The sequence below is a fragment of the Knoellia sp. p5-6-4 genome (genome assembly GCF_029222705.1).
Classification (GTDB): domain Bacteria; phylum Actinomycetota; class Actinomycetes; order Actinomycetales; family Dermatophilaceae; genus Pedococcus_A.
In genome coordinates this window covers 331,371-345,248 of sequence record NZ_JARGZF010000001.1, presented here as the reverse complement: position 1 = coordinate 345,248, position 13,878 = coordinate 331,371, and the positions used below count along the sequence as shown (strand labels likewise).

Annotated in this window: 14 protein-coding genes and 1 riboswitch; of the genes, 6 read left to right on the top strand and 8 right to left on the bottom strand. The window is 74.3% G+C overall.

The features are described 5' to 3' along the window. Window positions 1–52: 52 nt before the first annotated feature. Window positions 53–907 carry an LLM class flavin-dependent oxidoreductase gene (locus P2F65_RS01690; RefSeq protein ID WP_275803519.1) on the top strand — a complete coding sequence of 285 codons (855 nt, stop codon included), beginning with the start codon at window positions 53–55 and terminating at the stop codon, window positions 905–907. Here P2F65_RS01690 and P2F65_RS01685 read toward each other — a convergent pair whose 3' ends face one another. Genes P2F65_RS01685 through P2F65_RS01660 form a run of 6 tightly spaced genes read right to left on the bottom strand, consistent with a single transcriptional unit; the run spans window position 908 to window position 6,551 of the window. Beyond that, window positions 908–1,687: an adenosylcobinamide-GDP ribazoletransferase gene (locus P2F65_RS01685; RefSeq protein WP_275803517.1), complete on the bottom strand. Its 780-nt coding sequence runs from the start codon at window positions 1,685–1,687 to the stop codon at window positions 908–910. It abuts the gene before it with no gap. 28 nt (window positions 1,688–1,715) lie between these two features. Beyond that, window positions 1,716–2,267 (bottom strand): bifunctional adenosylcobinamide kinase/adenosylcobinamide-phosphate guanylyltransferase, encoded by a 552-nt coding sequence (locus tag P2F65_RS01680; protein WP_275803515.1) that lies wholly within the window; start codon window positions 2,265–2,267, stop codon window positions 1,716–1,718. Further along, window positions 2,264–3,061: an ECF transporter S component gene (locus tag P2F65_RS01675; protein ID WP_275803513.1), complete on the bottom strand. Its 798-nt coding sequence runs from the start codon at window positions 3,059–3,061 to the stop codon at window positions 2,264–2,266. The genes P2F65_RS01680 and P2F65_RS01675 overlap by 4 nt, the downstream gene beginning before the upstream one ends. After that, window positions 3,058–4,701: an ABC transporter ATP-binding protein gene (locus tag P2F65_RS01670; protein ID WP_275803511.1), complete on the bottom strand. Its 1,644-nt coding sequence runs from the start codon at window positions 4,699–4,701 to the stop codon at window positions 3,058–3,060. The genes P2F65_RS01675 and P2F65_RS01670 overlap by 4 nt, the downstream gene beginning before the upstream one ends. Next, entirely contained in the window at window positions 4,698–5,813 is a 1,116-nt protein-coding gene (locus tag P2F65_RS01665) for an energy-coupling factor transporter transmembrane component T (RefSeq protein ID WP_275803509.1), read from the bottom strand. The genes P2F65_RS01670 and P2F65_RS01665 overlap by 4 nt, the downstream gene beginning before the upstream one ends. 18 nt (window positions 5,814–5,831) lie before the next feature. Further along, window positions 5,832–6,551, bottom strand: coding sequence for an SCO2322 family protein (locus P2F65_RS01660; protein ID WP_275803507.1), 720 nt, complete (start codon window positions 6,549–6,551; stop codon window positions 5,832–5,834). A gap of 87 nt (window positions 6,552–6,638) precedes the next feature. Continuing rightward, window positions 6,639–6,801: riboswitch (cobalamin riboswitch) on the bottom strand. 82 nt (window positions 6,802–6,883) lie between these two features. Between P2F65_RS01660 and cobT the strand changes: the two genes are divergently transcribed. Further along, window positions 6,884–7,933, top strand: coding sequence for a nicotinate-nucleotide--dimethylbenzimidazole phosphoribosyltransferase (gene cobT, locus P2F65_RS01655; RefSeq protein ID WP_275803505.1), 1,050 nt, complete (start codon window positions 6,884–6,886; stop codon window positions 7,931–7,933). Between the two features lie 35 nt (window positions 7,934–7,968). Continuing rightward, window positions 7,969–8,184, top strand: a complete 216-nt coding sequence (locus P2F65_RS01650; protein WP_275803503.1) for a hypothetical protein — start codon at window positions 7,969–7,971, stop codon at window positions 8,182–8,184. A gap of 53 nt (window positions 8,185–8,237) precedes the next feature. On the opposite strand, the gene P2F65_RS01645 is transcribed toward P2F65_RS01650, so the two are convergent. After that, window positions 8,238–8,819, bottom strand: coding sequence for a DUF3043 domain-containing protein (locus P2F65_RS01645; protein WP_275803501.1), 582 nt, complete (start codon window positions 8,817–8,819; stop codon window positions 8,238–8,240). A 70-nt stretch (window positions 8,820–8,889) separates the two neighbouring features. Here P2F65_RS01645 and P2F65_RS01640 point away from each other — a divergent pair, with 70 nt between their 5' ends. The 3 genes from P2F65_RS01640 to P2F65_RS01630 are packed head-to-tail and all read left to right on the top strand — an operon-like array spanning window position 8,890 to window position 12,607. After that, window positions 8,890–10,254 carry a dipeptidase gene (locus tag P2F65_RS01640; RefSeq protein ID WP_275803499.1) on the top strand — a complete coding sequence of 455 codons (1,365 nt, stop codon included), beginning with the start codon at window positions 8,890–8,892 and terminating at the stop codon, window positions 10,252–10,254. 44 nt (window positions 10,255–10,298) lie between these two features. Next, on the top strand, window positions 10,299–11,345 hold the full coding sequence (locus P2F65_RS01635) for a glutathione S-transferase C-terminal domain-containing protein (protein WP_275803497.1): 1,047 nt from the start codon (window positions 10,299–10,301) through the stop codon (window positions 11,343–11,345). Beyond that, on the top strand, window positions 11,342–12,607 hold the full coding sequence (locus P2F65_RS01630) for a saccharopine dehydrogenase NADP-binding domain-containing protein (RefSeq protein WP_275803495.1): 1,266 nt from the start codon (window positions 11,342–11,344) through the stop codon (window positions 12,605–12,607). The genes P2F65_RS01635 and P2F65_RS01630 overlap by 4 nt, the downstream gene beginning before the upstream one ends. Here the strand turns inward: P2F65_RS01630 and nadA are convergent. Continuing rightward, complete coding sequence (gene nadA, locus P2F65_RS01625; RefSeq protein WP_275803493.1) at window positions 12,604–13,824, bottom strand: quinolinate synthase NadA; 1,221 nt, start codon at window positions 13,822–13,824, stop codon at window positions 12,604–12,606. The two genes, P2F65_RS01630 and nadA, sit on opposite strands and share 4 nt — an antisense overlap. Window positions 13,825–13,878: the final 54 nt, after the last annotated feature.

Sequence of the window (13,878 nt, the reverse complement as noted above, 5' to 3'; positions counted from 1 at the left end):
CGTCAGTGCCCTGCGCCCCCGGTGTGTCGGTGGGGAGGCCTAGCGTGGAGTCATGCGCTTCGGTTTCGTCGTCCCGTATGCCGACACCCGTGAGTTCACCGAGCTGGCGGCCCTGGGGGAGCAGCACGGCTGGGACGGGATCTTCACGTGGGAGGCGGTCTTCGGCGTCGACGCCTGGGTGACCCTGGGCGCGGCCGCAATGGTCACCGAGCGGATCCGGCTCGGCACGCTGCTGACCCCGGTGCCGCGCTGGCGACCGTGGGACCTCGCCTCGCGCGTGGGCACCGTCGACCGGCTCAGCGGTGGCCGGGCCGTGGTCGGCGCCGGGCTGGGCGCGCTGCACGAGGGCTGGCTCGCGTTCGAGGCCGACGAAGGCCGACGGGTGCGGGCCGAGAAGCTCGACGAGGGCCTGGCCGTCTACGACGGGCTGATGCGCGGCCAGCCGTTCTCGTTCGAGGGCAGGCACTACCGCGCCAGACCCACCGACTTCATGCTCCCGCCGCCCCCGGTGCAGCAGCCACGGCCGCCGGTGTGGGTGGTGGGCGCCTACGTGCCGGGCCGCGAGCGGCAGCCCTCGTTGGAGCGGGCGGCGCGCTGGGACGGCCTGCTGCCCTATGTCGTCGACCGGTCCCAGGCCGGACCGGGCTCGAACTACGACCTCGACTCCTTCGCCCACGTCGTGGGTCTGGTGCGGGCCGAGCGTCAGCGCCAGGGCCTGCCGTGGGAGGGCTACGACGTCGTGGTGGAAGCCGACTCCAGCGGCGAGTTCGCCCAGCTCGAGGGCACGCCCTCCGACTGGGCGCAGGCAGGTGGCACGTGGTGGGTCGAGAGCTGGTGGGGTGTCCCGGCGGGCGCCGAAGGCCTGGCCGAGGTGCGACGACGGGTCGAGCAGGGGCCGCCGGCCTGACTAGGTCGAGACGAGCAGAGCCGCCGTCACCAGAGCGGCCGTGAGCGAGACCTCCACACCGGCCCCCAGCACGTCGCCGGTGACGCCACCCAGCCTGACCCGGCAGCGCCGGGTGAGCCAGCCGGCCGCCCCGAGGCCGATCGCGAGCACGGCAGGCACCCCCCACAGGACGAACGACCGGTCCCGCTGGGCGGCAAGGGTGCTGACGCCAACGGCGGATGCCAGCACCAGGGCGGTCGCCAGGGCCAGGGAGCCCCGGCTCACCGTGCCCGCCACGAGGGCCCCGAGCCCGCGTTCCTGTGCCGCCGGTACCCCGGCCCGGCAGGCCCAGGCGATCGCGTGCCGTGAACCCAGCCACGCCGCGGCCGCGAGCGCTGTGCCGGCCGCCGAGGGGAGCAGCGTGGCGAGGGACGCCACCTGCAGGAGCAGGGCCAGCACCACGGCCGCGACGCCGGAGGGCCCGGTGTCGGAGGCCTTCATCGCCCGCAGGGAGGACTCGGCGTCGTAGCCCGCGGAGAGGCCGTCAGCGGTGTCGGCGAGCCCGTCGAGGTGCATGCCGCGGCTCAGCAGTGCACCGGTCGTGACGACGAGCCCCCCCAGCAGCAGCGGGGGAGCACCGGCCGACACCGCGAAGTGGGCTCCCACGACCGCCAGGAGCAGGGGGACGGTGGTGAGGGGCGCCAGCAGAACGGCCCGCCCCGCCGACCGGCGGTCGACGCGGGGGAGTCGCCCGACGGGGACCGCCGTGAGAAGGCCGAAGACCAGCCGCAGGGCGTTCACCGGTGCCCTCCGCGTGCCGGGCCGGCGCTCACTCGCCGACGACGGGGGCGTCGCTCAGGTCGAGCACCCGTCCTGCGGCCACCAGGAAGACGTGGTCGCTGCGGGCCGAGAGCGCGGCGTTGAGGCGACCCAGCTCGTCGCGGAAGAGGCCACCGGCGGGGGTGGAGGGCACGACCCCGAGCCCCACCTCGTTGGTCACGGCCACGATGTCGGTCGGGGCGTTGCACCACGCGTCGGTCAGGTCTCGCAGGGCCCAGGCGACCGCGATCGAGGACTCGCGCGGGTTGTCCCAGCCGCCGATGCCGTCGATGAAGCGGGTCAGCCACAGCCCCAGGCAGTCGATGAGCAGCGGGGTGGTGGCCTCCCGGATGGCACCGGCGAGGTCGAGCGTCTCGTGGGTCGTCCAGCTCTCGGGCCGGCGGGCCTGGTGGCTCTCGACCCGTGCCGCCCACTCCGGATCGGAGGGGTCCGCGGGGTAGCCGGGCGCGACGAAGGTGACCTTCTCGCGCTCGCGCAGGAGCTGCTCGGCATACCGGCTCTTGCCGCTGCGGACGCCGCCGAGGACCAGCGTCGTCGTCATGACCGGGTCGCGAACCGCACGGGGGCGTCGAAGCGCGCCTGCCGCAGGGCCCGGCGCAGGACACGGAGCACCGGCGCGGCGGCGAGCAGCGTCAGGGCGGCGGTGAGCAGGCCGCGCAGCAGGTCCCACGCCAGGGAGGTCAGCACGTAGAACACGGTGTAGTGGGTGAGGTTGGCGGCGGCACCCGCGCCCGGCACGTAGCCGGCGCCCTCGGGTGCGGTACCGCCCATGAAGGGCCAGAACCAGAGGTTCATGACGGCACCGTATGCCATGCCCGAGGCCAGGCCGTAGCCGGCAAGCACCACCCGCTCGGTCCAGCCCGACGCCCTCGGCAGCAACCCCGCGCCCATGGCCACCCACGCGCACGCGAGCATCTGGAACGGCGTCCAGGGGCCGATCCCCGCGGTGAGGAAGGCGGAGGCCAGCAGGGCCAGCGCTCCCAGCAGGAAGCCCTTGCTCGCGCCGAGCACCCGGCCGGCGACGACCAGGAGGAAGAACATGGGCTCCAGACCGGCGGTGCCCGCCGACAGCACCCGCAGCGCGCCCCCGGCTGCGGCAAGGACCCCGAGCACGGCGACGCCCTTGGCGTCGAGCCGCCCGGAGGACATCTCGGCCAGCAGGACCAGGGCCAGCAGGGCCATCAGCGCCACGAAGAGGAGGGACGCGTCGCCGGAGTGGCCGAGCTGGGAGATCTCCGAGCCCGGTGTCACGAGGAACGGCCAGCCGAAGGCCACGACCCCGACCGCCATGACCAGCGCCATGACGACGCCCTGCTGCCACCGCCGTGCGGTCACGAGGCGGCCCCGGTCGCGGCGACCACCTGGTCGACCGTCAGGAAGTGCAGGGGGTGCAGGATCTTCGAGATCTGGGGCGCGAAGGCGGGGGAGCCCGAGAGCACCGCCTGGGCACTGCCGTCGGCGACGACCTCGCCCTCGGCCAGGACGACCACACGCGAGGCCACCTCTGCGGCCAGCTCGACGTCATGGGTGGCCAGCACGACGGCGTGCCCCCGGCCGGCCAGCTGGCGCAGCACCTCCACCAGGCGGCGCTTGGCGGCGTAGTCCAGCCCCCGGGTGGGCTCGTCGAGCAGCACGACCTCCGGCTCGGAGGCGAGGATCACCGACAGGGCCAGCGAGACGCGCTGCCCCTCGGAGAGGTCCCGCGGGTGTTGGGCGGGGTCGAGGCCCGGGGCGATGCGGCCGAGCACCGCAGCAGTGGTGCCCGCGGGCAGGGCGAAGTCCCGGTCGGCGGCTGCGCACTCGTCCCCGACGGACTCCGCGTACAGGATCAGCGAGGGGTCCTGCGGCACCATCCCCGCTCGGCGCACGATCTGCGCAGGCTGCGCCCTGGCGGGGTCGAGCGAGCCGAGCCGAGCCGTCCCGGTGACGGGGCGGACCTGGCCGACCAGCGCGGCGAGGAGGGTCGACTTCCCGGCGCCGTTGCGGCCCATGACCGCCACGACCTCACCGCCGCCGACGGCCAGGCTCACCGACCGCAGGGCGACGACGGGCCCGCGGCGCACCGTCAGGCCCTCGACCTCGGCCAGGGGCGCGCCGCCCGCGGAGGCCGCCTCGGCGGGTGTCGGCACGAGGGCGGACAGGCTGTCCCGCACGTCGCCGGCGCGGCGCCGGGCGTCACGGATCGACAGCGGGAGCGGCGACCACCGCAGGGCGCGCCCGAGGCCGATGATCGGCGGGTAGATCGGGGAGGTGACCATGGCCTCGGCTGGGTCGAGGAGGCCCGAGACCCGGCCGTCACGGATGAGGACCACGTGGTCGGCGTGGTGGATCACCCGCTCGAGCCGGTGCTCGGCGACCACGACCGTGATGCCGAGGTCGTGCACGAGGCGGTGCAGGGTGGCCAGCACGTCCTCGGCCGCCACCGGGTCGAGCGCCGAGGTCGGCTCGTCGAGCACCAGGATGCGCGGGCCGGCAGCGAGGACCGCACCGATGGCCACGCGCTGCTGCTGTCCGCCGGAGAGGTCGCGCAGCGGGCGGCCGCGGACGTCGGCCAGCCCGAGGAGGTCGAGGGTCTCCTCCACACGGCGGCGCATCGCGGTGGCGTCCACCCCGAGTGCCTCCATGCCGTAGGCGATCTCCTCCTCGACCGTCTCCGTCACGAACGACGACATCGGGTCCTGCACCACGAAGCCGACGAGGTCGGCGAGGTCGCGCGGGCGGTGGGTGCGGGTGTCGCGGCCGGCCACCCGCACGGTGCCGTGCAGGGTGCCGCCGGAGAAGTGGGGAACCAGGCCGTTGATGCAGCGCAGCAGCGACGACTTCCCCGAGCCGGTCGGGCCGACCACCAGCACCAGCTCACCCTCCGGCACGCGGAAGCTCGCCCCGGTGAAGACCGTGGTCGCGGTGTCCGTCGCGTCGGCGCCCGTGCCGCCCTCGTCCGCGTAGCTCACGCCGACGGCATCGAACTCGATCATGTGGCTGCCTCACGTGCGCGGGCGAGTAGGGGAGGGACTGGGGCGGCGACCGCCGGCAGGGCAGCCACGGCGATCGCCGCAACCATACCGAGGGGTACCGGTGGCAGGGCTGCCGGAACCTGCTGTGGCACCAGGCCCCGCCAGGCCAGCACGGCGCCTGCGGTGAGCACGAGGGCGGGCACGAGTCCGCTCAGCGAGACCAGCCACTCCGGCCCGGCCCAGGGGTCGCGGCGGTAGCGCGTGCGGGGATCGCGCCGGGCCCCCACCACGAGGGCGGCGGCCGCGCACAGCACGCCGGTGACGAGCATCGGGACGCCCAGCACCGCAGGGCTGGTCGCGTCGAGCAGGCCGTACAGGCCGACGACCACGCCGATCAGCCCGACGAGGGTGAACAGCGCCGCCAGCCGGCTCGAGGTGGCGCTGCGGCGCACGACCCGGCCGTAGCCGCGCGACTCCATGGAGGCGGCCAGGCTGAGGGAGCGTTCGAGGGAACCGACGAGCACCGGCACGGCCAGGCGGCCGAGCTCGCGCAGGCCCCTCCCCGAGTGGCCCCGCAGCCGGCGGGCGGCCCTGACCCGGGCTGCGTCGTCCACCATCTGCGGCGCGAACGTCAGCGCCACGACGACGGCGGTGCCCACCTCGTAGAGGGTGGCCGGCACGTAGCGCAGCAGGCGACGTGGGCTCGCGAGGGCGTTGACGGCGCCCAGACAGGCCAGGATGGCCGCCAGCCTAAGGCCCTCGTAGACCGCTGCCAGCAGGCCCTCGAGGGTGACCGCACCGCCGATGCGGACCCCGCTCGTCCAGGCGGGCAGGGGCACCTCGGGAAGCCGGAGGAGCACGACCCGGCCGGTGACCCCGCCACCGAGGAGCCCGACCATGACCACCCTGAGGGCGATGGCGAAGAGCCCGACCAGCAGGAAGGGGACCAGGGAGTTGGTGGCCCCCACCTCACGCCGCTCGAGGACCACCCAGGCCGCGACGGCCACGATGAGTGCCAGCAGCAGCGGGTTGGTCGTCTGCGACGCGGCCACGGCCAGCCCCACACCCCAGGCCCACCAGGCCGCGGGGTGCAGCAGCCTGGGGAGGGGAGTGGGGCCGAGCCGGGGAGCCACGGTGGAGTGCCAGCCGCCTCAGTTGGCGCGCCGGCGGCGCGCGGCGGCGGTGATGAGCAGCGCGACAACGGCGAGCACGATCGCCAGGGCGGCGTAGGTCAGTGCGCTGGTGCCGCCCTGGTCGGCGTCGTCGGCGGGGGCCTGCGCGGCGTCGGCCGACGGCGTCGCGGCCGCGAGCTGCACCGGGGTGTCGGTGGCCTTGGCCTCGGGGCTGACCACCTTGACCTCACCGCCGCAGCCGGTGGCGGGGTGGTTGTCGATGCCGCAGATCATGGCGCCCTCGGCGCGCACGGACGCGACGGCGGCGAGCACCTCGGCGCCGGTGGCCTTGGTGTCGACGACCGCGCACCGGCCGACCGGGGCCGGGGGCTGCTTGCCGTCCTCGGTGTCGGCGGCGCGGCCGTAGTCGATGACGACGCCGACGCGCTTCTTCCCGGCCTCGGCGGCGGCGTCACCGCAGAGGTCGTCGAAGCTGGCGGTCGCACGCGGCATACGCGCGTCGGTCTCGCCGGCGACGGCGAAGCGCCAGCCCTCGACGGAGCCGTCGGCGGGGGTGAGCTGGTCGGCGCCCTTGCTGGCGAAGGCCCAGGTGGCGTCCTGGAGCTGGAAGTAGCCCCAGTAGCGGTAGGCCGCGGCACTGGCGGGGGCAGCCGGGGCGACGACGGCCGCGACCAGCGCGAGCAGCACGGCGGCGACCAGGGACGGGACGGCCACGACGGGCCGGGTGGTGCGAGACATGGTTTCCTCCTCGCGACCGGCGAGGAGACGTGGCCGACCTGCCGGCGACGTCCCTGACTCCGGTCCGCATTCCACGACGGACTTGTTGATGGAGTCGAGGCCCAGGGCAGGTGCTCCGGCTCGTCGCCCCGGTGGGATGCCAGGGACGACCTACGGTTGCGGGACAGCGCCGGACTCTGACCGGCTTCCCCTCACCAAGGGCTGGTTCGACGTGCGAACCGTCCCACCCGCCCCGCGGTGCTGTCAAAGTGATCTCGCTCCCACGCGACCCGGGTATGCCGTGCAGGCACCACCGCGCCTAGGGTGGCCCGCGCCATCGACGAAGGAGTGCCATGTCGCTGCTGTCCCAGACCCTCGAGGCCATCTCGCCCATCTGCCGGCGGGCGGTCGGCGAGGCCGACGCGCGCCAGGGCCAGCTCACCAAGCCCCCGGGGTCGATGGGCCGCCTGGAGGACCTCGGCGCGCAGCTCGCCGGGATCGCCCGGACCTGTCCGCCACCGGTGCCGCTGCGCCCGGCCATCGCCGTGTTCGCCGCCGACCACGGGGTGCACGCGCAGGGCGTCACGCCGTGGCCGCAGGAGGTCACCGCGCAGATGGTGGCCAACCTCGCGCACGGCGGTGCCGTCGTCAACGCCCTCGCGCGGCAGGCCGGGGCCAGCGTCACGGTGGTCGACGTCGGGGTGGCCAGAGACCTGCCCCCCGCACCCAACCTCCTGCACCGCAAGGTCGCCCACGGCACGCAGGACCTGGCCGAGGGGCCTGCCATGACCCGGGCCGAGGCGCGGCAGGCGCTGGAGGCCGGCATCGCCGTGGCCCACGACCTCGTCGACGGCGGCGCCGACCTTCTCGTCACCGGCGACATGGGCATCGCCAACACCACCGCCTCGGCGGCCCTGGTCGCCGCACTGACCCGCAGCGAGCCGGGGGAGGTCACCGGGCGTGGCACGGGCATCGACGACGCGATGCTCGAGCGCAAGACGGCCGTGGTGGAGCGCGCGCTCGCCCGGCTCGACCGCTCCGAGCCTCTGGCCGTCCTGGCCGAGGTCGGCGGGCTCGAGCACGCGGCCCTCGCCGGCTTCATGCTCGGGGCGGCCTCGCGCCGGGTGCCCGTCGTGCTCGACGGCGTCATCGCGGTCGCGGCGGCCCTGGTCGCCAGCGCGGTCAGCCCGGCCGCGGCCGGCTACTGGGTGGCCGGCCACGTCTCCGTCGAGCCCGGCGCGCGGGCAGCCCTCGACCACCTGGGCATGGAGCCCCTGCTCGACCTCGGCCTGCGGCTCGGCGAGGGCTCCGGCGCGGCGCTCGCGGTGCCGCTCGTCCAGTCTGCGGCGCGCCTGCTCACGGAGGTCGCGACCTTCGACTCCGCGGGGGTTGCCAGCACCTGAGGCGCCGGCTCTCCCCACCGGCCTACAGTGGGCACATGAGCGAAGCGTGGACCTGGACCTACCTGGACCCCGAGGCCAACGAGATGAGCGGCGAGGGGCTGCCCACCACGGCCTTCCCGTCGCAGTCCGACGCCGAGAACTGGTTCGGCGAGACGTGGCACGAGCTCGCGGCCAAGGGCGTCGACGCCGTCAGCCTCCACCGCGACGGGCAGCTCGTCTACGGCCCGATGGCGCTGCAGCCCGCCGAGTAGGGGCGAGCAGCAGGCGGGCCGCCGGAGGTGGGGCGTGCGCCGCCCGCAGCGGCTCAGGAGGGGTACTGCCCGCGCGCCACCTGGGGCTTCGGCATGCGGGAGCGGCGCATCTGGAAGGCGCGCATCACGGCATACATCGCGCCGCCGCGGGGGAGGTGGTCCGCGCCGAACTTGGCCACGAGGCGCTTCTTCACCTTGCGCCACATGAGCACGGCGTCGACCACCGCGACCAGCAGGACACCGTAGACGGCCACGAAGACGATGAGCAGCGCCCACGACTGGCGCACGAACGACAGCGCCAGCACGACCAGCATGACCGGGAGCATGAACTCGCCGACGTTCCACCGGGCGTCGACGTAGTCGCGGATGAACCGGCGCTCGGGGCCCTTGTCGCGAGCCGGCAGGTGCGCCTCGTCGCCGGTGAGCATGGCCTGGCGCATGCGCGCCGACGCCTCGCGGCGCCCCCGCTGCTCGTCACGCTTGGCGGCCTTGCGGTCGGCCACCACCAGGGGACGCTTGCGCGCCGCCTCCTGCTCGCGTCGCTTCGGCGTGGGCCGGTTCTTCGCGCCTTCCCGCTCGGGGCGGGCGACGGTTTCGGCCTGCTGCTCGTTCAGCGTCTTGTTGCGTCCAAACACGGGCCAACTGTATGCCGTGCGGCCGGGTTCTCCCGCATCGCCACCGACGGCACCCACTAGGCTCCCCGCCGTGACCGCCGACGTCCTCACCGCTGACCAGATCGCCGACCTCAAGGCCGCCGTGGCCGGGCTCATGCCCGGGATCCGGGCCGACCTCGAGGCGCTGACCCGCATCCCGAGCATCTCCCTCGACGCCTTCGACCAGGCGCACGTCGAGGCGAGCGCGGAGGCGACCGCTGAGCTGCTGCGCGCCGAGGGTCTCGAGGTGGAGATCGTGCGCGAGGGCGGCCGACCCGCGGTGATCGGCCACGTGAACGGCCCGCCCGGAGCGCCGACGGTGATGCTCTACGCGCACCACGACGTGCAGCCGACCGGCGCCGAGGAGCTGTGGGACAGCAAGCCGTTCGAGCCGACCGAGCGCGACGGCCGTCTCTACGGGCGCGGCGCCGCCGACGACAAGGCCGGCATCATGGCGCACCTCGCGGCCCTGCGCGCCCACCGCGGCGACCTGCCCGTCGGCGTCACGGTCTTCGTCGAGGGGGAGGAGGAGATCGGCTCCGAGTCGCTGCCGGCCATCCTCGAGCGCCACGGCGAGAAGCTGCGCGCCGACGCCATCGTGCTGGCCGACTCGATGAACTGGGCGATCGGCGAGCCGGCCCTCACCACGACGCTGCGAGGCCTGATCCGGGTGGTCGTCACCGTGACGACCCTCGACCACGGCGTCCACTCCGGCATGTTCGGCGGGGCCGTGCCCGACGCGATGATGCCGCTGGTGCGCCTGCTCGCCAGCCTGCACGACGACAACGGCGACGTGGCGATCGAGGGCCTGCGCTCCGGCGTCGCCGCCGACCTCGACTACGACGAGGCGCGGCTGCGCGAGGAGTCGGGCCTGCTCGACGGCGTCGACGTCATCGGCACCGGCTCGCTGCTCACCCGCATCTGGAACAAGCCGACCGCCACCGTCATCGGCATCGACGCCCCGTCGGTCGCGACGAGCTCCAACACCCTCGTGCCGAGCGCGAGCGCCAAGATCTCGATCCGCCTCGCGCCCGACGAGGACCCGAAGGAGGCGTATGCCGCGGTGCAGCGCCACCTCGAGAAGCACACGCCCTGGGGTGCGAAGGTCGAGCTGCGCCTCGACGACCAGGGCCCCGGCTTCGCCGCCGACGCCACGGGAGCGGTCTACGACCAGGCCCGCGCCGCCTTCACCGACGCCTGGGGCGTCGAGCCCGTCGACATCGGCGTGGGAGGGTCGATCCCGTTCGTGGCGGCCTTCGCCGAGCGGTTCCCCGACGCGGCGATCCTCGTCACCGGCGTGGAGGACCCCGACGCGCGCGCGCACGGCGCGAACGAGTCGCTGCACCTCGGCGAGTTCCAGCGGGTCTGCGAGGCCGAGGCCCTCCTGCTGGCCCGTCTGGGGGCCATGCCCCGCTGACGGACGGGCGGGCGCGGACGGGGCGCCCGGGTTAGGTTCTGGCCATGGCCGAGACAGCGACCAGCACGACCCGCAAGGGCTACGTCGAGCCGACCTTCGAGCGCGACACCCACTACATCCACGACCGCATCACCGCCGACGCCTCCGGCGAGAACGCGTGGCCGGTCGAGCCGGGTCGCTACCGGCTGGTCGTCTCGCGGGCCTGCCCGTGGGCCAGCCGGGCCATCATCGTCCGCCGGCTGCTCGGCCTCGAGGACGCCATCTCCATGGGGGTCTGCGGACCCACCCACGACGAGGACAGCTGGACCTTCGACCTCGACCCCGGCGGCGTCGACCCGGTGCTGGGCATCCCGCGCCTGAAGGACGCCTTCGAGGCGCGTCAGCCCGGCTACCCACGAGGCATCACCGTGCCGGCCATGGTGGACATCGCCTCGGGCAAGGTCGTCACCAACGACTTCGCGCAGATGACGCTCGACTTCTCGACGCAGTGGCGGGACCTCCACCGCGAGGGGGCCCCGGACCTGTACCCCGAGGACCTGCGGCCGGAGATCGACGAGGTCAACCGGAGGGTCTACTCCGAGGTCAACAACGGCGTCTACCGCTGCGGCTTCGCCGGCACGCAGCAGGCCTACGACGAGGCCTACGACCGGCTGTTCACCACGCTCGACTGGCTCACCAACCGGCTGCGCGACGAGCGCTACCTCGTGGGCGACACCGTGACCGAGGCCGACGTGCGGCTCTTCACCACCCTCGTCCGGTTCGACGCGGCCTACCACGGCCACTTCAAGTGCAACCGGCACAAGCTGAGCGAGATGCCGGTGCTGTGGGCGTACGCGCGCGACCTCTACCAGACGCCGGGATTCGGCGACACGGTCGACTTCGAGCACATCAAGGCGCACTACTACGTCGTCCACCACGACATCAACCCCACGGGCATCATCCCCCAGGGGCCGGACCTGTCGGGATGGCTGCTGCCCCACGGCCGCGAGGCGCTCGGAGGACGGCCCTTCGGTGACGGCACCCCGCCTGGGCCCCCGCGACCCGAGGAGCAGGTGGCCGAGGGGCACCAGCCGCGCGAGCGGCGCCGGTGAGCGAGCGCGAGCACGACCTCGTCGTCCACGGCGCCACCGGCTTCGTGGGGCGGCTGCTCGCCGCAGACCTCGCCGTCCACGCGCCGCGGCACCTGCGCATCGCGCTGGCCGGGCGCAGCGCGACCCGGCTCGAGGACCTGCGAGCCACCCTTCCCGGGCCTGCCCGCGACTGGCCGCTCGTCGTCGCCGACAGCAGCGACGACGCAGCGCTGGAGCGGCTGGCCCGCTCGACGCGCGTGGTCGCGACGACGGTGGGCCCCTATGCCCGCCACGGCTTCGGGCTGGCCCGGGCCTGTGCCGAGGCGGCCACCCACTACGCCGACCTGACCGGCGAGGTGCTCTTCGTGCGCCAGCTCGTCGACCGGCTCCACGGCACGGCGCAGGAGACCGGCGCCCGCCTGGTCACGGCCTGCGGGTTCGACGCGGTGCCCTCCGACCTCGGCGTGCTGATGCTCCACGAGCGGGCCGCCGCCGACGGCGCCGGTGACCTCGGCGACACCACGCTGCTCGTGCGGCAGCTGCGTGGCGGCGTGAGCGGCGGCACGGTCGAGTCGATGCGCACCATGGTGGCGGCGGCCGCCTCCGACGCCGCGGCTCGCCGTGTCGTCCTCGACCCCTACGCCCTCAGTCCGGACCGGGAGGCCGAGCCGCAGCTGGGGCGCCAGAGCGATGTCAGCGGCGTGATGCGCGACGGCGAGACGGGCCAGTGGACGGCGCCCTTCGTCATGGGCTCGTTCAACACCCGGATCGTGCGCCGCAGCAGTGCGCTGGCGGCCCACGCGTACGGGCGCCGGTTCCGCTACCGCGAACGGATGGCCTGCGGCAGGGGACGCGCCGGACAGCTGCGGGCGGCCGCAGTCTCAGCCGGACTCGGCGCCCTGGTCGTGGGGATGGCCAACCCGCTGACCCGCCCGCTGCTCGGCTTCCTGCTCCCGTCACCCGGCGAGGGGCCGAGCGAGGAGGTGCGCCGGCGCGGCAGCTTCCGCATGGAGGTCCGCACGGCGACCTCCACCGGGCGGCGCTACCTCGCGGTCGTGGCGGCCCAGGCGGATCCCGGGTATGCCGGCACGGCCGTCATGCTCGCGGAGTCTGCGCTGTGCCTGGCCGAGGACGAGCCGCGCCTGCCTACGCGTGCCGGCGTGCTCACCCCCGCCACCGCGTTCGGCGACGTGCTCGTCGAGCGGCTGCGGGCGCGCGGCTTCACCCTCACGGTGGAGGAGCTGACGGGCCCGCCCACGGCGCGCCCACGGCATACCGGTTAGTCGCGGTGGGTCTCGCCCGGCAGGGCGAGCATCTGGTCGAGGGCGACGCGGGCGAAGTGCGCCACCTCGGTGTCGACCCGGATGGGGTTGACCACCCGGCCGTCGACGAGGGACTCCAGCGCCCACACGAGGTGGGGCAGGTCGATGCGGTTCATCGTCGAGCAGTAGCAGACGTTCTTCTCGAGGAAGGCGATCTGCTGGCGCGGGAACTCGGCCGCGAGCCGCTTGACGAGGTTGAGCTCGGTGCCGACCACCCACTTGGTGCCGTCCGGAGCGGCGGCGATGGTCTTGATGATCTTCTCCGTGGAGCCCACGGCGTCGGCCGCCTCGACGACCTCGTGTCGGCACTCCGGGTGGACGATGACCTTGACGCCGGGGATCTCCCGCCGCGCCTGCTCGACGGCCTCGAGCGTGAACCGGCCGTGCACCGAGCAGTGGCCGCGCCACAGGATCATCCGGGCGTCCTGCAGCTGCTGCTTCGTGAGCCCACCGAGGGGCCGGTGCGGGTCGAAGACCACGCAGTCCTCGAGGGAGCCGCCGAGGTCACGGGCCCAGGTGTTGCGGCCGAGGTGCTGGTCCGGCAGGAAGAGCACCTTGCCGGTGCCTCCCTCGACCCGGCCGTCACCGGCCTGCGAGAAGGCCCACGACAGAGCGCTCTTGGCGTTGGAGGAGGTGCAGATGGTGCCGCCGTGCCGGCCGGTGAAGGCCTTGATCGCGGCGGAGGAGTTCATGTAGGTCACGGGGACGGTGTCGTCGGCGACGCCGGCCTCGACGAGGTCGTCCCAGGCGTCCTCGACCTGGTGGATCTGGGCCATGTCGGCCATCGAGCAGCCGGCGGCGAGGTCCGGGAGGATCACGGTCTGCTCGTCGCTGGTGAGGATGTCGGCCGACTCCGCCATGAAGTGCACGCCGCAGAAGACGATCCACGGTGCCTCGGGGCGCGCCGCCGCCTCCTTGGCGAGCTTGAACGAGTCGCCCGTCACGTCGGCGAACTCGATGACCTCGTCACGCTGGTAGTGGTGCCCGAGGACGAACACCTTCTCACCGAGGGCCGCTCGGGCGGCCCGTGCGCGCTCGACGAGGCCGGGCTCAGAGGGGGCCGGGAGGTCGCCGGGGCACTCGACGCCCCGCTCGGTGGCCAGGTCGCGGCCGTGGCCCAGGACCAGCAGGGGGAGGGGGGCGCCTGCCCGGGCGGCGGGGTCTGCGGTGGTGCTCACGGTGGAATCGTGTCACACCCCGTGGCGCCGGTCTGCCGCCCGGGGATACCCGTG